14 protein-coding genes are annotated in these 20,361 nt (G+C 66.0%); 7 read left to right on the top strand and 7 right to left on the bottom strand.

Features of this window, described 5'->3' with window-relative positions; translation table 11 throughout:
* Window positions 1–133: 133 nt before the first annotated feature.
* Window positions 134–877, bottom strand: a complete 744-nt coding sequence (locus ACIBG5_RS42255) for a class I SAM-dependent methyltransferase (protein ID WP_396397744.1) — start codon at window positions 875–877, stop codon at window positions 134–136.
* Between the two features lie 92 nt (window positions 878–969).
* Between ACIBG5_RS42255 and ACIBG5_RS42250 the strand changes: the two genes are divergently transcribed.
* The 4 genes from ACIBG5_RS42250 to ACIBG5_RS42235 all read left to right on the top strand — a co-directional run bounded on the left by ACIBG5_RS42250 (window position 970) and on the right by ACIBG5_RS42235 (window position 4,542).
* Complete coding sequence (locus ACIBG5_RS42250) at window positions 970–1,845, top strand: LysR family transcriptional regulator (protein ID WP_396397743.1); 876 nt, start codon at window positions 970–972, stop codon at window positions 1,843–1,845.
* 546 nt (window positions 1,846–2,391) lie between these two features.
* On the top strand, window positions 2,392–3,384 hold the full coding sequence (locus ACIBG5_RS42245; RefSeq protein WP_396397742.1) for a recombinase family protein: 993 nt from the start codon (window positions 2,392–2,394) through the stop codon (window positions 3,382–3,384).
* The gene (locus tag ACIBG5_RS42240; protein ID WP_396397741.1) at window positions 3,381–3,911 is read left to right on the top strand and encodes a hypothetical protein; all 531 of its coding nucleotides are present in this window, start codon (window positions 3,381–3,383) and stop codon (window positions 3,909–3,911) included. The genes ACIBG5_RS42245 and ACIBG5_RS42240 overlap by 4 nt, the downstream gene beginning before the upstream one ends.
* A 385-nt stretch (window positions 3,912–4,296) precedes the next feature.
* Window positions 4,297–4,542, top strand: a complete 246-nt coding sequence (locus ACIBG5_RS42235) for a hypothetical protein (protein ID WP_396397740.1) — start codon at window positions 4,297–4,299, stop codon at window positions 4,540–4,542.
* Here ACIBG5_RS42235 and ACIBG5_RS42230 read toward each other — a convergent pair.
* The 6 genes from ACIBG5_RS42230 to ACIBG5_RS42205 all read right to left on the bottom strand — a co-directional run bounded on the left by ACIBG5_RS42230 (window position 4,539) and on the right by ACIBG5_RS42205 (window position 17,475).
* Complete coding sequence (locus tag ACIBG5_RS42230) at window positions 4,539–5,750, bottom strand: SMI1/KNR4 family protein (RefSeq protein ID WP_396397739.1); 1,212 nt, start codon at window positions 5,748–5,750, stop codon at window positions 4,539–4,541. The two genes, ACIBG5_RS42235 and ACIBG5_RS42230, sit on opposite strands and share 4 nt — an antisense overlap.
* A 12-nt stretch (window positions 5,751–5,762) precedes the next feature.
* On the bottom strand, window positions 5,763–6,041 hold the full coding sequence (locus tag ACIBG5_RS42225; protein WP_396397738.1) for a DNA/RNA non-specific endonuclease: 279 nt from the start codon (window positions 6,039–6,041) through the stop codon (window positions 5,763–5,765).
* Between the two features lie 494 nt (window positions 6,042–6,535).
* The gene (locus ACIBG5_RS42220) at window positions 6,536–6,829 is read right to left on the bottom strand and encodes a barstar family protein (protein ID WP_396397737.1); all 294 of its coding nucleotides are present in this window, start codon (window positions 6,827–6,829) and stop codon (window positions 6,536–6,538) included.
* A 2-nt stretch (window positions 6,830–6,831) separates the two neighbouring features.
* Entirely contained in the window at window positions 6,832–15,450 is an 8,619-nt protein-coding gene (locus tag ACIBG5_RS42215) for a DNRLRE domain-containing protein (protein WP_396397736.1), read from the bottom strand.
* 582 nt (window positions 15,451–16,032) lie between these two features.
* A complete protein-coding gene (locus ACIBG5_RS42210) occupies window positions 16,033–16,527 on the bottom strand; it encodes a hypothetical protein (RefSeq protein WP_396397735.1) in 495 nt (164 codons plus the stop codon).
* Between the two features lie 492 nt (window positions 16,528–17,019).
* Window positions 17,020–17,475 carry a MarR family winged helix-turn-helix transcriptional regulator gene (locus ACIBG5_RS42205; RefSeq protein ID WP_396397734.1) on the bottom strand — a complete coding sequence of 152 codons (456 nt, stop codon included), beginning with the start codon at window positions 17,473–17,475 and terminating at the stop codon, window positions 17,020–17,022.
* Between the two features lie 81 nt (window positions 17,476–17,556).
* Here ACIBG5_RS42205 and ACIBG5_RS42200 point away from each other — a divergent pair, with 81 nt between their 5' ends.
* Genes ACIBG5_RS42200 through ACIBG5_RS42190 form a run of 3 tightly spaced genes read left to right on the top strand, consistent with a single transcriptional unit; the run spans window position 17,557 to window position 20,246 of the window.
* Window positions 17,557–19,011, top strand: a complete 1,455-nt coding sequence (locus ACIBG5_RS42200) for a DHA2 family efflux MFS transporter permease subunit (RefSeq protein WP_396397733.1) — start codon at window positions 17,557–17,559, stop codon at window positions 19,009–19,011.
* 1 nt (window position 19,012) lies between these two features.
* A complete protein-coding gene (gene sigJ, locus ACIBG5_RS42195) occupies window positions 19,013–19,930 on the top strand; it encodes an RNA polymerase sigma factor SigJ (protein ID WP_396397732.1) in 918 nt (305 codons plus the stop codon).
* A gap of 34 nt (window positions 19,931–19,964) precedes the next feature.
* Complete coding sequence (locus tag ACIBG5_RS42190; protein ID WP_396397731.1) at window positions 19,965–20,246, top strand: Lrp/AsnC family transcriptional regulator; 282 nt, start codon at window positions 19,965–19,967, stop codon at window positions 20,244–20,246.
* Window positions 20,247–20,361 lie beyond the last annotated feature (115 nt).

The following is a 20,361-nucleotide window of genomic DNA, read 5'->3' as shown; positions in this document are numbered from 1 at the left end:
CGATCACCATCACGAAGCCGCAGAGCCCGGGCCACATACATGACACCGATTCTCCCCGAACCCAGACGTAAACTAATCAACGACACGCGACACTAGACGCACCGCCGGGCCCGGGCAGGTGGGCGACCGGCCGCTACGCGCGGACGGCGACGATCAGCGCGTCGTTGCCCCGCCGCCAGACCGCTCCGGCTCGCTCGAAGCCGTTCCGTCCTAGCAGGTCGACGTGCCATCCCTCTCGCTGCAGCAGGTCGCCTGACCAGTGTGCGAACGCCTGTTGCCGCTGTTCCCAGAGCCCGGCGTACTGCGGGTCGGCGTACGCTCGCTCGTACCACTCGTCACAGCTCTCCGTCCCGGTGGCGAAGGTGCTCCGCAGGTGCTCGTCGTGCAGTTTGTCTGCCACGTTCCGGAGTACGGGCTCTGCGATCGGGGCGTGGTCGGCGTTCGCGAAGACTCCGCCCGGCCGGAGCAGCCTCGCCACCCCGGCGTAGACCCCGGCCAGCGCGGATGGCGGAAACCAGTGCATCGCCGTGGCAGTCAGGACGGCGTCGAAACCACCGTCCAGCCCTTGCGTCCAGTCGGGGTCGGCGAGTTGCCTGGCTACCACCTGCACGCGGGAGTCGCCGGCGAAGGCGTCCCGGGCCAGGTCGAGCAGCAGTGGATCGATGTCAACGGCAACAACCTCGGTGGAGGCGAACCGATCCAGCACCCGGCGGGTGATTGAGCCGGGTCCGCAGGCGAGATCGAGCACCCGGGACGGCGTCCCGGCCAGCTGTCCGACGTAGTCCAGCATCAGCTGGAACCGCAGCTCGCGCTCGGGTTCGTGCACATTCTGCTGGTCCTCCCAGCTGGCCCTGAGTTCTTCACGCGATGTTGTCATGGCGAACATGCTGGGTCGGCCCGAGGCTCGACGTCCAAGACACAATCGCACTAACGTCATAACTCCTGGTTATCGCTGCAGGTGGGGAAGGTATGGACGTCGATCTACGGTTGGTGCGGTACTTCCTGGTGATGGCCGAGGAGCTGCATTTCACCGCCGCCGCGCGCCGGCTTTACGTGTCGCAGCCGGCGCTCAGCAACCAGATCCGCCGGCTGGAGGGGCTGCTCGGCGTGCAACTGTTCGAGCGGTCGCCGCGCGGTGTGACCCTGACGGCGGCCGGTGAGGCCTTCTTGCCGCATGCGCAGAGAGGGCTCGCCGCGATCCGGGCCGGTGTCGCCGAGGCGTTGGATGCCACCGGGCGGGATCAGGTACTGCGGATCGATGTGCTGCAGACGGATCTGGTCACGCCCCGTGCAGTGCTCGCCCGGCTGCGGGACCGGCTTCCTTCGCTCCGGCTGGAGGTCAGCAGTCGCGGCAGCCGCGACCAAGAGCAGCGGCTCCTCAACGGCGAGCTCGACCTGGCACTGTGCGGATCGAGCGCGAGCCTGCCGGATGGGCTCAAGCAGCGCCTCATCGGCCGTGAGCCGCTCGGTGTCGCGTTGCCGATGGATCACCGGCTTGCCGTGGCGGCTGCGGTCGCCGTACAGGACCTGGCCGAAGAGACGCACTACCTGCCGCGCGACGACTTCGCGCCGGAGTGGAACGAGTTCATCCTCGACTGTTACCGGACCGCGGGCTTCGCACCGCGACGGCATCCTGCCAGCACCGACGGCACGGGCTCCGCGCTGGAACTGGTCCGCGCCGGCGAATGCGTAGCCCTCGGTCTGCTTTCGACTCCATGCCCTCCCGGTGTGGTGGTCCGGCCCCTGGTCGCCGGCGTTCCGCTGTACACCTGGTCCCTCCGTTGGCGCGAGTCCGCGCAGACACCCACGGCCGCCCTCACAGCGCTGGCCGACATCGATCAGTAAACACGCGCCGCGGGATTCATGAATATCACCGAGTGGCGAAACGAGCTCGGTACGACGCCAATCGCTACTCCTGGCTGGTTTGCTCAGCTGCCGGCTGTGTCTTCGGCAGCGTCGGGCGCCCGCAGCGGACCAGGACGTGGTCGCCGTTACACCGCTCTACTCCTTCTCGGATTGGTCACTTTGCTGCTGGTCGGTCTCATCGCTGTGTTGGCGTTCCGAGGCCAGGACGTTCCTGACCTCCTGTCTGGCCGCTGGACGTGGGTCGGTGGTATCGCGGGCATCCCGTCCGGCGGCGTGGGCGCCGAGGCGAGGGCGTCACCTTAGGTGCCAGCCTCCCGCCGAGCGCGAGGTTCCGGTGTTGAGAATCGATCGCTTTCCGACATCACCAGCCTGAGGCTTCGGGTCGGCCGACACGCAGGATCTGAGTGTCGAGAAAACGTGTTGCAAACTGGGAGTGTCCAGCAATCCACCTCAGCCCTTTTCTCGTACAGTCGCGGTCATGGCGCCCCCGCGACCGTACCCGACCTGCTCGTAGCTGAACCCGCGGTGCTCACCGGCGCCTCGGTCGGGTACGCCAGGGTGTCGACCCACGGCCAGCTCCTTGACCGGCAGTTGCTAACGCTGAACGAGGCCGGCTGTCTCAAAGTGTTCGCCGACAAGCAGTCCGGCCGCGACGCCGATCGACGAGCTCATCGCCTGCCTCGCATACCTGCGCCCGGGCGACACGTCGTGGTACCGAGCCTCGACAGGCTGGCCCGGTCGCTGCACGATCTCTTGAACATCGTCGGGGACCTTCGGCCCAACGGTGTCGGGTTCCGATCACTGCACGAGGCGATCGACACCACGACCCCAGGCGGTTGGCTGGTGTTCCACATCTTCGCCGCGCTCGCCGAATTCATCCGCGAGCTCATCGTGGAAGGAACACACGAAGGCCTGGCCGCGGCCAGAGCGCGGGGCACACGGCTCGGCCGGCCTCCCGCGATGACACCAGACCAGGTGCGCTCGGCGCGAACGCTCCTCGCCGAGCCGGATCACTCGGTGACCTCGATCGCCAAGCTGCTCGGCGTCAGCCGCTCGACGATCTACAAATACGTTCCCGAGCTGCGCGCCCGCGCCTTGCCCGAGGCACCTGCTCGCCACGAGTCGCCTGCGGCCTCTACTGGCGATCGTACGCCGAGCGAGCCGCAGCAGATGCCCGCGCCGCCCACGTCGCCGGCCTGCCCGACGTGCGGTCACCGCCCCTCAAGCGGGCACGAGCTGCAGTTGCACCGTGAAGGCCTCGAAACCGTGTGGCTGGTTCCGGACGCAGCACAGCCAGACGTCGTCGTCGAACGGTGGCATTGCGAACGCTGCCAATCTCACCAGGCGCGGATCATCATGTGCAGCCTGTGCGGCTCGACCGTGATGCTCGGCGACGAGCTCGCGGCCGCCGGCGGGGAACCCATCCCCGACCCGGCGGTGTTGTGGCTCGCCGGCCACGGCTGGATTCAGCATGCCGACAGCTGGCTGTGCCGAGACCACGGAGACATCGCTCGATGACCACGGATGACCGGAAGTTCGACAAGCACCGGATCCTCCCGCTCGCACAGGAGGCCGAGTCCGCGGCGGCATTGCTTGCTCACGGCATCGGCCTAGTTCGCCGGATTGGCGCCATCGAACCGTCGCCAATGTTCGCTTGTCTCGCGATGGGCGCTGAGAAACTGCTCAAACTGAGCATCGGTCTGTTGTCCTGGGAGATGACCGGCGCGTGGCCCAGCCGAGCCGAGATGCGTGATCGGCTCGGCCACGGCATCGGCGAAATGCACGCTCGGACCCTCAACGAACTAGGAGATCGGCTCGCCGAGCCCAACATCTCGGGCAGCGCACACAAGACCATCGCGGCACTGCGTCAGGAAGTGATCGATGACCCGATCGTCACGTTCGCGCTGCGGGCGTTGTCGGACTACGCCAAACAAGGCCGCTTCTACAATCTCGACATCCTCGCCGGGTTGAACAACTCGCACCATCACCCGGGGACCGATGGAACCAACTCAAGAAGGACATCGTCGCTCTCAACCCGGCGGTAGCCGAGTTGATCGGCACCGACCGATGGACCACCGAGGGCCAACCGCTCATCAACTACCAGATCGCTGAATCGCTGCTGCGATGGTGGCGCCTGCACCAGATCCTGGAACACGGGAACACGCGGCCGGCAGGCGCAGCTCTGGTCGACGCGCCTCGGCAACCCATGACGGCGAATCCGGCGCGCTGGCATCGAGCCAGTTACGCCTCTCCCCGAACGCTTTTCCGGGCCGCGTTGATGAGCTTTTCGGCCCAGTCTGCGCCATCTGAAGATCGAACGTCAACGATGTCTTTGGCCCGTGGAGCGGCGGCGACGTGCGCGAAGTTGTGGCCGACGTCATCGTGGCCACGGGCCGCAAGCTCTACGAGCCGGACGAGAAGAACTAGGTCATGAACACCTACCACTCCCCCACCGCCGACATAGCCACCGCTGACCCGGCAACCATCGCGTTCATCGCGATGAAGGAGCAAGCTGAACGGTTCGGCTACGCCGTCGCGGTCTGGACCGGCGACCCCATGTTCGCTGCCCCGGTCGAGGTCGACCATGAAGCCCAAACGGTCGCTGTCGACGGTGACGCGGATCCGGCGAGCAGGGCTGTTGGGCTTGTACCCCGTACCTCCGGGTGTCGGGATTAGTCTCTGATCTCGTTCCACTTGACACTGCAGCGTGTTGGGGAGCTGCAGATCTGGATTCGGATTCGGTCGATGCCGCCAGGTAAGTTGGGATCACCGAGGTAGAAGTCCATCTCCGCCCAATCCTCTGATGTGTAGGTTGTCGTGGAGTCGATCTTCGTCGCACCGGCGAAGGCATCCCAGTGGACCGCCACGTTCCCACCTACAACGTAGTTGGTGACATCCGCTGAGACGTAGGCCGTTCTGTTGCCCCAGGTGATATGGCCGTCGACGCTCATGCTGCAGCAGCTCAGCATCCTGCGCCTCCGACGCCGGCGGGTTCGCGGGCAACTCAGCACTCCGATCCAACGCCGTGACGGCCGCGCCCTCCAGCAGTCCCGGGTCCGCCCCCGCACCCGGACCTTGTCGAACGGCGGCCGAGCCACCCAGTACTCGTCCGGAGCCCTCATCAGAGAGTGCACAAGATAACCACCGGCCACCAAGTACACCGTCCCCATCTGCGCCTGCATCACACGCCCGATCCAGCGCCGGAACAGTTCGGCCCGCCGGCGGCTATGCGAGTGGACCGCGGGACTCGGCGAGTTGGCGGAGGACGGGGTGAGCCTCCCGCGCCGGTGGGCCAGCACCGGCTGGCCACTCGGCTCGACCGACGAGACGACGAACTCACCCTGCTGGACTTCCGATGCGATGAAGCCCAGCAGGTCCGACATCGACCGCGAGATCACCGCTTTCCGGACCTCGTCACGGCCGAAGTTGATGACCTGCCCGCGCAGACCGCCAGGTCCCGGAGCGAGGTCGAGCCCCAGGTAGTTGCCCTCCATACTCTCTTTCAGGATCGGCAACCACCCGGCGGCTGTGTACTCCAACTGAACAGCCTCGGCCGGGACCGACTCGGAGAATGTCCGCAGTGCCTGCATGTCCTCGTCGGACGTCTCGTCCCGCAGCGATGACCAGTCGGCCCATTCCCGCAAGGACTCCGCCACCCCGAGGAACACCAGCCCGCCGATCGTCCCCCTGCTGGGCTCGGCCCTGTCCTCACCGTCGTGAATCGCCCACAACTGCCGCAACTCAGCAGGCAACTCCGCCCCGATGGTCTCCTCGTACCGATCGACCTCAGCCTCCACGGCAGGCCCCCGCAACGTGGCGTCCAGCCCCGGCACAACCCCCCGAAGCCAGGCCCGATACGTCGCGAAGAACGCGTCCAGATTCAATGTGATTACCTACTAAGGAGTCGGCTTCGGGATGAAATCCTCGTCATGCGCGCCGGAACTGCTCCAGTAGTACATCGACACGCCGATGGGGACTGGTGGGTCCTTGCTGTAGGCACTGTACTTCCGCCGGACCAAGTAGTAGACGGACGCACCCGCGTTCACCTCGGCGGCCACTTGGTTCTCGAAGATCTTCATGCCGGACAGATTCGCACGCCTGTACAGCGCCACCATGTTCTCCGGTGCCTCGTTGCTGCCGCCGAATCGTCGCGCGATCAAGTGACTCTTGTGCATGACGTTTCCACCGATGTATCCAGCTGCTTGTCTTTGTCGACCTCCAGTTGCTGATTTTGAACGGAATCACCCGAGGTCATCATGACGAGACTTATCCAGCCCAGCGCCTTGCTGGCAGCGCGAATGATGGCAGATCCCACGGGGGCGCCTTCGGCGGATACAGGACCGGGGGGTCGCCCAGGCGGAATCGTGATCGGGGGTAGGAAGGTCTGCTACGTATCGTCGCCGCACCTGAGCAGTGGGGGCGGGCAACTACTCGACGTCGTCGCCTTCCCGCCGCCATCGCCGTCACCTTCAGCGGCGTCAATATGGCCGTGAGCTCGATCCGGCTGATCGGGTTGCCGCCGGCCTTCGGGGTCACGGACATGAGTTGGCGGCGTAGTGGGACTTATGCCGACATCGGCACAACGTTCATTTCCTACGCAACGTCTCTTGGCGGTGTGCCACCAGGTCCTCGCCAAGCTCGGCTTCCCATGCATCGGAGCCGCAACACCCTACTCCAATCGAAACTCGAAACGTTCATCCCACCCAAAGTCAGCGTCCTGCTGGGCAACCTCCTCAAACACCGCCGTAATTCTCGTGAATAGCTCATCTCCTAGGCGTGATCGGCTGACCGCGGAGTGGGTCCAGATCAGCCGTACAGGACCAGGCACGTCTGTCAGTAGCCGGTCTCGAAGCGCGGCAAGGTTCCGTCCGTAGTAGTCGCCGAACTCCAACTGCCGCTCGAGGATCCGGTGAAGGTCGAGTTCGGAGTACACATCCCGTCCATCGATTAGGACGTCGCTCATTTTCACCACCCAGGAAGTTGATACAACCGTTCGTAGTGGTCAGGGGTGACATACGCCAACCTGTCGTTCGAATAGAGTAGACGAGTTCCAGGTTGCTTGTTCCTGCCCATCGAGTTCGAGAGGCCGATGTCGGCTTCGTACCAGGTGCGGCCCGGCGCTGTGGGAAGTCCGATCGCTGCTGGATCCTTGAACACGTCGCCGCCGAGCTGACCGCCTGGAACATAGTTGCCAAGCGCCTTTCCCTTGGTCCACCCGGCGGCAGCCGCCTGAGCCTTGGTTACGTAGTTCGTTGGCAGTTTCCCTGTCGCCCTCAAGCTGTCAATTAGCGGGTTTGCCAGCTGTGCCGTCGCCAGATCTTCTCCGAGCTTTGCCCCCAACGCGACGTTCGTAGCTCTCGAAGCTCTCCATGCATCGACGGCGGCTACTACCCCGCGCCCAACGCGAGATGCGCCGGCAGCTCCAGGAACAGGGACGAACATCAGCAAGTCGAGGATCTCCCACGCACTGCCGGGGTGACGGTACGGCCCGTACTTGCCCACGAATCCTTCCGGCAGCACACAACTTGGTCCGCCGTTGCAGCCCGCCATCTCGAAGAAGCGGTCCGGGTTAGGGCGCGCGACCGGATCGGTCTCTGGCGTGTACGTGTAGGTGACTGGGGGTGTGGGTGTGGTGTTGGTGAGGCCCACGGCTCCCTCATGGTCGAGGGGTGTCGGTGGCCTGGTCGTCATCTGCTGGCCGCTCTCGTCGAGGGCTATGTGGCCGTCGAGTTCGACGCCGGTGATGGGGTTGCCGCCGGCGAAGGCGTAGCGGTTGCTGGTCCAGGGGTCGGTGCCGAGGTTGAGGTCGGCGAGGGCGCCGTTGTACGCGTCGCGGGTGAGGAAGCGGTTCAGGCCTGGGGAGTAGTCGCGGAAGCCCATGTCGTAGGACTCCGAGGACTGGTCCCAGCGTTTGGCGTTGAAGCGGTAGACGTTGTACGGGTCCTTGCCGGGGTTTTGGGCTTCGGGCTTGTCGACGCCTGTGAGGCGGTCGTCGTCGTTCTTGCCGTACGCGGTGTAGCCGTACGTCGAGCGGGTGTCACCGGCATCAGATGTGAGGGTCTCTACGTCGCTGTGCGGGTTGTAGCCGTAGTACGAGTCTTCCGACGTGCCGTCTGCTTTGAACTTGACCTGCGACAGGCGGGATCCCCACGGGGAGTACTGGTACGACGCGGTGAGTTCGCCGGCTACCTCTTCGGACAGGACCTCGCCGGACAGGCCGAGGTAGGAGTAGTTGGTGGTCTTCGTGCCCTCGACCTTGGAACTGGTGCGGTCGAGGGCGTCGAAAGTGGTGTCGGTGGTCTTGGTGGTGCCGTCGTCCTGCAACTGGCGGTGCTTGATGATCCGGTCGTAGCCGTCGTAGGTGTTGCGCTCGATCACCTTGCCGCCGGCCGACACCTGCGACAGCCGCCCGAACGGGTCATACGTGTACGACGCCGTCGAGCCTCCGGTGGTCGCGGTCAGCAGCCGGTTGCGGTCGTAGGAGTAGCTCGTCGACTGGCCTGCCACCGTTTGGGCGACCACGTTGCCGGCCGGGTCGTGGGTGTACGACTCCGTCGACAGCACCGTCGTCCCGGCCGAGTCCTTCTTCTCCACCTTCGCGATCCGGTCCAGCGGGTCGAACGTGTAGGCGAAGACGTTCTCCAGGTACGCCGCGTGGTCGTCGGCGTTCTGCACCTTCGCGGTGTCCTCGATCCGGTCCCCGTTCGGCGAGTACTCCATCGCGTGCTGGGAGACCAGCGTGCCGTTGGACTTCTTCTCGATCTGCGAGGCAACCAGACCATCGAGGAAGTAGTCCGAATCGACCGTGTTGCCGTTGGCCTTCGTCTCCACATCGGTCTCGCCACGGGACGTGTAGGTGTAGCCCGAAATCTTCGGCGAGGCGTCCGCAGCTGACTTGCCGTTCTTCACCTGCTCGACCAGATCGCGGGCGTCGTAGCTGTACGACGAGAACTGGTCGTCCTTGTCCGCCGCGTCGTCGAAGGACCGGGTGACGGGGGCGCCGTTCTCGTTGTAGGTGTAGGTGCTGGTCTTGAGGAGCGCGGTGCCCTTCTTCTCCTCAACCTTCGCCACCTGGTTCAGCCCGTCGTAGCTGACCAGGTAGTCGCTGACCTTGGCGCCCGGCTGCGTGTCGGTGATCTGCAGCAGGTTGCCGCTGGTGTCGTAGGTGTAGGTGAAGTCCTTCTTTTCCGCGTCGGTCTCGCCGGTGTTGTCGCGGACCACCTTCACCGCGTCAGCGGCAACCGTGCCAGTGGTAGCCGGAGCCAGGGATACCGAGCCCGTGGTCGCCTCGGCGAAGGTGTATTGGCCGAGACTCACCCAGGTGCCGGCTGCCGTTGTCTGGTTGACCGGCTTGCTCACCGGCGCGCCGCCAGTACTGACCGCGTACGGCGCCGCGGTCGAAGCCCCAGTCACGGCCGGGTACCGGACGTAGACGGTGTACTTCCCGTCGGCCGGCACGTTCAGCTTCCACGTGTGCTTGTCCGTGCTCCCGGTCGCCGCGGCGTGGGTCCGGTAGTTCGTCCCCTGGAAGCCCGTACCGGTCGAGGACAGGACCCACGTACCGGCCACGTCAACATCACCGGTGTCGGAGTTGTCCACCAGCGACACGTCCAGCCCGACCGGTACGCCGTCGTCGCTGCGGGACTTCAGCTTCCCGTCAGGGAAGAAGTTCCACGCCATCGTGCGGGACGACGAACCGCCCGCGCTGGTCAACGTCCGCGCGGTCTGCTGACCGAGATCGTTGTAGCCGTAGGTCGCGGCGATGTCCCACGGATCGGTGCTCGACTTCACCCAGCCGTTGTCGAAGTAGCTGTACGACGTGTCGTTGCGGACCGTCTGCCCCTCGGAGGCCGGCGCACTGACCTTGGTCACGTTGCCGATCTCGTCGTAGGTCATGACGGTCTTGTCCGGCGTGTTGTACCGCGCGTCGTCCTTGTCGTAGGGCGACACCTTCTCCTTCGGCCGGTTCAGCGCGTCGTACACAGTGACCTGGGCGAAGTCGTCGGGATCGTCGGTGGTCTCGACGCCCCGCGGCGTGATCACCTTGGTCTGGTTGCCGACCTGGTCGTACTCCACCTGCGTGGTCCGGTACACCACGTTGCCGGAGGCATCCTTGGTGTGCGGTGCCTTGACCTGGATCGCCTTGCCCCGCTCATCCAGCGTGACCAGTGTCTTGTTGCCGTCGGCATCCGTCGTGCTGACCACGTTGCCGTCGCGGTCGTACTCCGTAGACGTGCTCTTGCCGAGGGCATCGGTCGCTGTCTTCGGGCGGTGCGCCTTGTCGTAGGTGGACTTCGACGTGAAGTCCTCCGGGTCGGTCGACTTGGACTTGCGCGGGTCGACCACCGTCACGACATTGCCGACGTTGTCGTAGGAATAGCTGATCTTGTCGTTCTGCGCGTTCGTGACCGACAGCAGCTGGTACACCGGGTCATAGGAGTAGGAGGTGACGAAGTCCGTCGTGTCCGGGGTGAGCGATCCCTTGGGCTCGGTTTGCTTGATCAGGTTGCCGACGACGTCGTACTCGTACTTCGTCTCCCGGTCCGGGTCCGTCGTGAGATCCTTCGGCGCCTTCGACGAGATCAGCTGGTCCGCGTCGTCGTAGGCGTTGGAGCTGACGGCGCCGTTGGGTGCGGTCGCCTGGATGACGTTGTCGTTCGCGTCGTACACCGGTGCCGGCGTGTTGATGAACAGGTTCGCCTGCTGGTCCTTCGGAACCTTGCTCGTCAGCGGCCGGCCGAACAGGTCGTAGGTGTAGGTGCTCGTCTTGATCTTGGCGTCGGTAACGGTCAGCACATTGCCCCGGACGTCATAGGTGAAGTCAGTCGACTTCGTGAGGGCATCGGTGATCTTCGTCGGGTAACCCGTGTCGTGGTACAGCGAGTACGTTGTCGTGTTGTTGTTGGCGTCCGTCGAGGTCTTGAGCTGACCGAGTGGGTCGTAGGTGTACTTCGTGACGTAGTCGTCGGCCGTCGCGGTGGCGTTGCCCTTGGGGTCGGTCACCGAGGTGAGGTTGCCGAGCGGGTCGTAGCCGAAGGTCCAGGTCCGTCCCTCGGGGCTGACCTTGCGGATCAGCTCGCCGTAGAAGCCGTTGCCACCGACGTTGTAGCTCAGCACCGTCGCCGGTGTTCCGTTGGCGTTGGCCTCCGCGTCCTTGATGGTCAGCGGGAAGCCGGTCTTCGGGTCATAGGTCCACGTGCTCTTGGCGCCGTTGGGCTCCTCCAACTGGGTGACGTTGTGGTCGTCGTCCCAGCTGAGCTTGGTGGTCTCGTCCTTGGCGTTGGTCGTCTGGACGGGCCGCCCGAAGCTGTCGGTCACGTACTTCGTGGCCCGCGGCATCGCATCGGTGACCGTGGTCTCAACGGTCGATCCGGCGGCGGGGACGTAGCCGAACGTGGTCGTCTTGCCCAGGCGATCGGTCAGCTTCTCGAGCTTCCACTTGTCCTTGGGGTCGGTGGTCGCCGCGAAGTACGACAGGTTGGTGGACTTGCCGCGCGGGTCGGTGATCCGGACCAGCTTGGTGTTCTTGTTGGTGTTGGTGGCGTCGTAGACGAACTTGAACGTCTTCGCCGCAGTAGAGCCGGCGCCGTCCACCATCTCGGCCATCAGGCCCTTGTCGGAGTAGGTGAACGTCACCTTCCGGCCGGAGATGTCGGTGATCGATTCGACCTGGTCAATGATCTTCGGGTTGGTCAGGTTCGTGGCAGCGGTTTTCACTCCGGCGTCGTTGATGTAGCTGTACGCCTGGCCCTTCTCGAAGTAATCGAGAGCCAGCGTGCGGCGCCCGGCGGCGTCGGTGATGTAATCGAGGAACTTGACCGGCTTGTTGGCGCTCTTGCGCTCTTCGTAGGTGAAGAGCGTCTCGTTGCCGTTCTTGTCCCGGATGACCGACTGGAAGCCCTGGTCGTCGAAGAAGAACTGGGTCCGGTCCGGCCGGGTCAGCACCCACGCCCGGTTCACCGACGTCTTGTTGTCCGGCGGGTCCGAGACCTTCTGCAGGTACAGATGCACGCCCTTGGGATGGTCGTAGTCCCACTTGGTCTCATCGGTCGTGCCGTGCTTGTTCAGCGCGAACGTGTGGCTGGTGCCGTCCCCGTCGGTCAGGGTGACGTCGGTCGGCCACTTCTGACCACGCGGGTGGAAGTCCAGTGCCGAACCGAGCCGGTTCAGCGTGGAGGTCGACAGCGACCAGCCGTAGCCCATCGACGAGGCCGAGGTGTCCAGGCTGTTGTAGGTCATCCGCACGAACGTCGACGCGCCACGGCTGGGGTTCGACAGCGCGTTGTAGCCGAAGGCGACGTTCCCGGTGGCGAGGTTGACCATCGCCGACGAGCCGGCGCCGGTGTTCTTGCCGGCGTACTGGTAGAACTTCTCCAGCCCGAGCTGGTCCGAGGTCGGGTCCTCGACGGCGGCGTTCTGGTTGAGCGTTCCGACACCTCCTGCGGTCGTGGAGAGCCAGGCACCGGTCACCTTGTTGCGCAGGTCCCACTCGAGGACGAAGTCCTCCCGTTTGTTGCTTGGATCGCCGGCGACCGGGCTCTTCACCTGGGCGCTCAGCTTGACGGCGGCACCCGGCGCGAGGTCGGCCGGTAGCGCGGTGTCGAGACGGTTCGCCGCCGAGGTGACCTCGGTGCCGTCCGGCAGCGTCCAGTGATACGACAGCGCGTAGTCGGAGGACTTGAGCGCGAAGGCCTGCGTGTTGGTGACCGTCACATCGACCGGGTACTGCGCCGCGGGCTCCTGCCGCTGCGGCGTCTTCGGCGCGTGGTACGCCGACTCCGGCGTCTTCGTCAGATAGGTGACCTTCAGCAGCGGCCGGAGCAGCGGCTCGGCTGCCTCGGCGCTGAGGAACAACGCGTGTCCGGTCGTGGTCTCGGTGGCCTGTTTGACCAGGAAACCGCGCTCGGTGCCGGGCGTGTTCACCCAGTTCTGCACGGCCGTCTTAGCCTGCCACCAGTGCCAGGTCGGATCCGGCACGCCGACGTTGCCGGCCGGCACGTAGTCCAGCGATGCGCCGAAGTCACCGCCAGCCATGGTCCAAGCTGTGGCGGAGTCTGCCTTCTGCCAGGTTGTCGAGGCCTCCGTGAAGCCGCGGGTCAGGGCGTGCGCGTTGAGCTGTGCCGCGCCGCCTTCGTAGTGAGCCTTCCAGAGGCCTAGCTTCGCGTCGAGGATCGTCGAGCCCGCCGGGATCGAGGAGCTGACGTTTCCGAAGGCGACGACGGCTCGCGTCTTGCCGTAGGTGGAGTTGTTGCCGACCTCGAGCCAGGCGTGGCCTTCGATCTTGTCGAGGTTCGTCGCGTACTGGACGCTCGACAGCGTCGAGTCGGCCGAGTTCTGGAAGTACTTCACCACCTGGCCGGCCTTGGGCAAGCGCGCGAGTTGCGTCGCCGACGGTGTCAGACCGCCGTCCTTGGTTTTGACCGCGACCTGGTAGTAGTAGCCGTCGCCCTCGTCGGAGGTGTCGTCGGCCGGTGTGGGCTCCGCGCTGGTGTCGACGTAGGTCGTCGTCCCCGTGGCCACCGGCGCGACCAGGGTGTCGGCGGTCGGGGTGAAGTTCTGGAAGATGCTGCGGTGCACCTGGTACTCGACGATGTCGTCGGCGGTGCTGGTGCTCGGGTCGGCGTAGGCGCTCCAGTTCAGCGTGGCGCCGGTGGCGGCGATCGTCGTCGGCGTGGCGAGGGTGACTCCGGGCCGCCCGTAGGTGATGACGAGCTTGGGACGGTTGGCGTGCCGGTGCAGGTCCGAGCCGTTGTACGCGTACTCGCTGGCCTGGTAGACCGGGCCACCCCGGCCGAGCGTCTCGTCGGTGGCCTTGATCATGACGCCGTTGTTCGCGCTGCCGTTCAGCCAGTTCTGCACCATCGACCGGATGCTGAACGTGTGCCACACGCTGCTCTGCTCGGCGTCCTTGGTGTCGTAGGCGTACTTCACCAACCGCGCGGAGTCGGCTGTCGTCACCTTGCCGGCCGAGTCCGCCATGGAGACCCGGTAGGTGCCGCCAGCTGTGAAGGAGTGCGTGCCGAGCGGCGCGTACACACCGCCGGTGCCGGCGGTCTGGTTGACGGAGTAGTAGCTGGGATCGCCGTCGTGGACCACCGCGTACGTCGTGGCGGTCGCTCGGTCGGCGCCCTGAATGTATTTCGCTGAAACGGCGTAGTCGCCGGTTTCGGTGATGTCGGGCCACCAACTGAAGGTCGATCCAGTCGCGGCGTCGTTCTGGTAGCGGTAGCCGCCGCCGTCAGCCGCGGACGAGGTACCGGACAGCCACGCTCCCGCCATGGAGATGCTGTCGGTGTAGCTGTCGTCGACGTACGCCAGGTTGTAGCCCAGCCCGCCCAGGGTGGCGTTGACCGACGAGTTCCAGTTGACGGTCGACTCGCTCCACGACGCGTCGACCTGCCGAGCCTCGAGCTTGACGGCGTTCGCGTTGGTCTGGAACGACTGGTCGAAGTACAGCTTCAGCTGCGCGGCGTCGATCTTGGTCCCCGCGGGCACGGAGGACAGGTCGAATTTCAGCAGGCTCCGGCGCTTCGCCGTCGCCGTGGTCCCCGCATAGAGGCCGGTGATGCCGCCGTAGTTGGTCGTCGGCAGGCCGGAGTCCACCATCGCGTCCTGCGCCTGGTCGGGCGCCGGTTCGATCGCGATGGTCGGGTCGATCACGACCGGGTACTGGCGCTCGCTGCTGTTCAGCCATGCCGCGTCGGCCCGCACCGTGATATCGATGTTCGCCCCGTGCTGGGTGACCGTTTGTGTGACCTGGTCGCTGTACCCCTTGCCGTACGGCGAGGAGGCGTCGTCACGCGCGTCGGTCATGAACGGCCGGGGCATGGTGAACAGCGGTCCGCCGATCCCGCTCTGCCGGTAGAACGCGATCGAGCCGTCGGGCTGCTGCTCGGCCTTTACGCCGGACAACTTGAGGGTGAAGTGGTACGTCGGATCGGCCGGTGCCGACTCCAGGACGATGCTCTCCTTCAGCTGATCGGGTCCGACCTGATAGACGAGGTCGGCGTCGCCGAAGACATCCGGGTAGGTGACCGTGTCGCCGGAACTCGTCGGAGTCAGCGGCTTCGTCCCGGGCGTGCCGAGCGTCACTGCGCGACCGTCCAGTTCGAACCGGACCAGTTGATCAGGCCGGTTGCCGTAGTAACTGCGGAAGCTGTTCGTCTCGTTCGCCAACCCGAACCCGGCCGCACGGCTCGACCGCACCGTGGTGTCGATCGGCTGCAGGCTTCCGTCGGACGCCCGGAAGTGAACAGGCTCGCTGGACAGCTCCGCCTCGCGGCGCCCGTCCGCCAGCTGGAACACCTTGCTCGTCGGCGTCCTGTCCTCGGCGAGCTCCTTCACCCGTCGCCCGTCGCGTTTGACCGGCGTCGGCTGCTGCTCGTTGCGCGCCACCCCGGCCGGCAGGACGGCGTTGAGCTCGGGATCGGGTTGTGCGGATTGGCTGCGCCAACCCTTGACCTCAGCGGCCTGCGCGGCCGCGGCCAAGCGAGCCGGCCGGGCCGAAGCCTGCATCGGGAGGTTCGGAGTGATCAGGGCGAAGGCGACACACAGTGCGGTCAGCACGCGGCGAGAACGGGACATGCCGGGGCAGGCTCCTTCGGACGGCGCCCCGGCTAACGCTGTGAGGGCGGCACCCAGGGCGGAGGGGGCGGCGCGGCGGAGGTGGCCGGGCGTGTGCATCGTGGCACACGGCAGCACAGCATGGAAGCGCTACCAGTTCGTCATGTCACTTCCTGCGATCTGTGTAACACAGACCCCCGTTCTCGCGATCGCGCGCGAGGGACAGACCCGCGAAACCCCTGCAATACAAGCGTTTGACGGCAGGGAGTGGCGACTGTACCCGGCACGGTCGGCGAGTTCCCTCGCACGGCGCTGAAGCGGATCCGCGGGCTGAATGACGTGACACTCGCGGAGGACACCGACCTGACCATGGCGCTGCGCCGCGACGGGCGGCGCGTGGTCTACCAGGAGCGCGCGACCAGGCTGGTAGTTGATCCAGGAGATCTACCACCATCTTGGAATGATCGGGCACGAGCCGCGGGAAGGTCACCGATCAGGCGGTCCCACAGCTGCAAGTCGCTCATGTACCGCGCACTGTGAGGCTTCGCCGCAGTCACTGGCCACTCGGCTCCGGAAAGGGTCTTCGGCGGAGCGCGTGGCGGGTCACAGCTGCCCGCGGTCGAGCTCGACCGCGCTGTTGCGCAGATACCGCAGGACGGTGTCCAGGGCGACCTGGGCCAGCTCGACGCTGTTCAAGCCCCAGTGAGTCTCAGTCTGGAACGCGACCGAGAGCATGGTGAACGGCTGCGGCACCTCCTGGTGGGCGTCAGCGAGAGAGAACCACTCGGTCATGACTTGCCGTGGATCGGTCCGGCCTGGCTTAGCCTCCCGGTTGCGTAGGTACCGCCGAACGGGTCTCAACAGCGATCTCCGCCAGGTCGTCGCTGCGCGACGTCCGGGCCCCGGCTCGTCGCCCTCATCGACCTCGTACGCGGCCACCCGCTCGTTGACCAGGTCGGCCATGTCGTCGAACCAGTCGACGAGCACAACCCGGGGATCCGTCCGCTCGACGGTGCTGGAGGGAGCATCCTCGAGGAAAGGATCCGGGGTGACGTCGGAAGTGGCACCGAGCTCAGAATCGCCTACGGGAGTACCCATTTCCGCAAGGTATCGACCGACAGCTCCCCACGGGAGTAGCCGACGTGCCCTCGGCGCTCTGGTACAACAAGCAGCTCTTTCCCCGGCATCGCGAGGATCTCCGCCTGGGACGCGATCCGCCGCATGTCGTGGTCCCCCGCTACCATTTCAGCGGGCTGAATCGGACCCGTCGCTCTCGCGGCCGAACGGCGGCCACACCACCACGACGATCCGCTTGATCCGCAGGCGATGGGCGACTCGTCGTCTGGCTTCACGACGACGAGGTGGTCGCGGGTGGAACTCGGCAGCGGGTGCGGCAGCAGTCCTCGCTCAGCCAGCTCCTCGACCGACTTGAACGGCGAAGTGGTGGCGAAGTACTTGCAACGCTGAACTCATGCGGACCTTCCAGCCAGTTCACCCGGACACGTTCGGCAGACATGACGAGCCAGACCGAGAAGTGTGAGCCCTTTGCGAGTGTGACCTGCATCCCTTCGGCGTTTGCGGAGTGCCCCTCTAGCCCGCTGCATCCGGCTGGCGGTCGTGGATCGCCCGGCTCAGCACGTCCCAGTAGCGAGCCACGACGGCGAGCTCCTCCTCGGTGAACGCCAGCGTGGCCTCACCCATCGCCTCGGCGTACAGGTCGAACCTGGCGCTGATCGGCGCGACGCGCTCACGGCGTACGGAGACAGCGAAACGCCGGCCGTCTTCGGGTGCCTTCGTCCGGGCTACGTAACCGGCGTCTTCGAGCGCGTCCAGTACACGCGTCACGGTGCTGCGGGGCAGCCCGGTCTGCGCGCTGACCTCCGAGGGATACATCGGCCCGTCGTGCAACGTCAGTACGTGGAGGGCCAGGAGGGCGACCTCCGAGATGCCGGCGCTCTTCGCCACCTCGGAGTACAGCAGCATCAGCCGCGGCAGCAGCCGCTGGAACCGGTCGCGAACGATCGCCTGGCTGGACGACGGAGTCATGGCGATCACGCTACTTGTTCCATTTCGGAATTACCTGCTACCGTCGAGATCATTCCATATTGGAACTACTTTGGAGCAGCCGTGCGGGGCAGGACGTTGGCGATGGTGGTGCTGGTCGCCGCCAACTTCATGGACTTGATGGACACGACCGTGGTGAACGTGGCGCTGCCGTCGATCCAGTCGGACCTTGGTGCCACCGGCAGCCAACTGGAGTGGATGGTGGGTGCCTACGCCCTCGGTCTGGCCGCGTCCCTGGTCACGGGAGGACGCCTCGGCGACATCATCGGTGTTCAGCGCGTGTTCCTGGCCGGCATCATCGGGTTCACGCTGTCTTCCCTGGGCGCCGCTGTGGCCGGTTCCGCCGACTGGCTGGTCGCCGCCCGCGCGACCCAGGGAGTTTGCGCCGGATTCATGGTCCCCCAGGTGCTGGCTGGTGTTCAGGCCCTGTACCCACCTGACCGGCGAGCGCCGGTCTACGGACTGATCGGATTCATCACCGGCTCCGCCGCTGTCATCGGCCCTATCCTGTCCGGCGCGCTGATCTCGAGCGGCGGTTTCGGGATGGGGTGGCGCGCCATCTTCGTGGTCAACGTGCCGATCGGTGTCGCCTTGACGGCCATCGCGCTGAAGGTTGTACCCAACGCGCGTTCGACCCGGCCGCCCCGCCTGGACCTGCCGGGCGTTGCTCTGCTCACCGCCGCGATCGTCTGCCTGGCGCTGCCGCTCATCGACGGCCGGCAGGCGGGATGGCCGTGGTGGTCCTGGACCCTCCTCGGCACCGCCCCGATCCTCCTCGCCGGTTTTGTCAGCTGGCAGTTCGCCGTCGAGCGATCGGGCACGACACCTCTCATTCCTGTTCACCTGTTTCGCAACCGCGCCTACGCGGCCGGCAGCGTCGTGAACTTCAGTTTCCAGGCCGGCCTGGTCGGGGTCTTCCTCGTACTGACGCTCTACGTGCAGCAGGCGCTCGGCTACTCCGCACTGCAATCGGGGCTGGTCTGGCTCGGGTTCAGCCTCGGCACCCTGGTCGGCAGCGTGCTTGCGGCGATGGTCGCCAGTCGCATCGGTCCCCCGCTGATGACCTTCGGAGCGATCCTCGCTGCCGCCTCGGTCACCGTCGTTGCTCAATGGCACCCGGCCGCGACTCCCCCACCTCACTGGTGGCAGGTGAGCGCAGTACTCACGATCGGAGGCATCGGCATGGGATTGCTGGTCGTGCCGCTCTTCGATGCCGCGCTGGCCTCGGTGCCCGCTGCCGACGCCGGGAGCGCGTCGGGCGCGCTCAGCACGGTGCAGCAGATCGGAGGCACTCTGGGCGTCGCCGTGATCGGTGGGATCTTCTACGACTATGCAGGAGCACAGCCCACCGGCACGAGCCTGGCAACGGCCCTGCAAGTCGCTTGCTGGTGCTCTGTCGCAGCGTTCGGTGTCGCCGCGGCCGCCGGTACGGCGTTCGGCCGGGCGCCTGTTCGTACCGAGTCCCAGAAACCGTCCCCGACTCCGATCGGGTGCCCTCAGCAACTAGGAGATGCCTAGGATGAGCGTCGAACCAGTCCGTCACGACCCTCGGTTGACCACGATCGTCGGCGACCGGCGCCGGCTGATCAACATCGCGTACCGGCTTCTCGGCTCGGTCACCGAGGCCGAGGACGCCGTCCAGGAGACGTTCACCCGCTGGTGCGCCCTCCCGCTGGAACAGCAGGAGTCGATCGAGTCGCCCAGCGCCTGGCTCAGCACTGTGGTCAGCCGGGTTTGCCTCGACCAACTCGGATCTGCTCGAGCGCAGCGGGAACGGTACGTCGGACCATGGCTGCCCGAGCCGCTGCCCGATACGGCCGAGTGGTCCCGCGGGCAGAACGCCACGGCGGATCCGGCTGATCGCATCACGCTCGACGAGTCGATCGACATGGCCTTCCTGATCGTCCTGGACTCGATGACCCCGGCCGAGCGCGTCACCTTCCTGCTCCACGACATCTTCAGGTACCCGTTCGCCGATATCGCCGAAGTGGTCGGCCGTACGCCGGCGGCCTGTCGCCAACTCGCCTCCTCGGCGCGACGGCGGGTACGGGCAGCTCAGCCTGTCGAGACGTCGGCGGCCCAACGAGCCGATGCCGTCCGCGGCTTCCGGCACGCGTGGGAGGCCAAGGACGTCCGCGCCCTCGTCGAACTGCTCGATCCGCGGGCGATGGCCGTCGCTGACGGTGGAGGGGTCGTGCTCGCGTCGTTGGACCCGATCGAAGGCCGCGAAGAGGTCGCCCGGTACTTCGTCGAGCTGGCCAAGCGCGCCCAGAGCCTGGAACTCCTCGAGCGGACGGTCAATGGCCGGCCGGGTCTGGTGGCAATCCACGAGAGCGCCATCGCCGCGGTGTACTCCTTCGAGATCGTCGACGACCTCATCCACCGCATCTGGGTCGTGCGCAACCCGGACAAACTCCACCTGTGGACGGAACTGTGAACCGGCCCAGGCTGTCCGGCCCGTCGGCGTAGCTGTGCTGGACGACCTGGATCGGGCCATAGCGCATGCCCTGCACATCGATGGCCGGGCGCCCTTCAACCGGATTGCGGCGGTCTTGGGCGTTTCGGATCAGACCGTGGCCCGGAGGTACCAGAGGCTTCGCTCCGGCGGACTGCTTCGCGTGGTCGGGCAGCCGGTGGCGCGGCGGCTGGACTGGGGGTCGAGTGGGTGCTGCGTGTCCAGGCAGTTCCACGAACCGCCTCAGCGATCGCGGACGCGTTGGCCCGCAGGGACGACACCGTCTGGGTCAACCTGATCTCAGGCGGCACCGAGATCGTCTGTGTTGTTCGTGCGCGCGACCGCATCCTCGCGGCCGCTTGCGCGCTTCACGATGCGCTGGCCGCCACGGCCTCCTCTCCACGGGCGCGATG

The sequence above is a fragment of the Kribbella sp. NPDC050241 genome (genome assembly GCF_044459685.1).
Classification (GTDB): Bacteria; Actinomycetota; Actinomycetes; order Propionibacteriales; family Kribbellaceae; genus Kribbella.
This window is presented reverse-complemented; position numbering and strand designations above follow the sequence as displayed.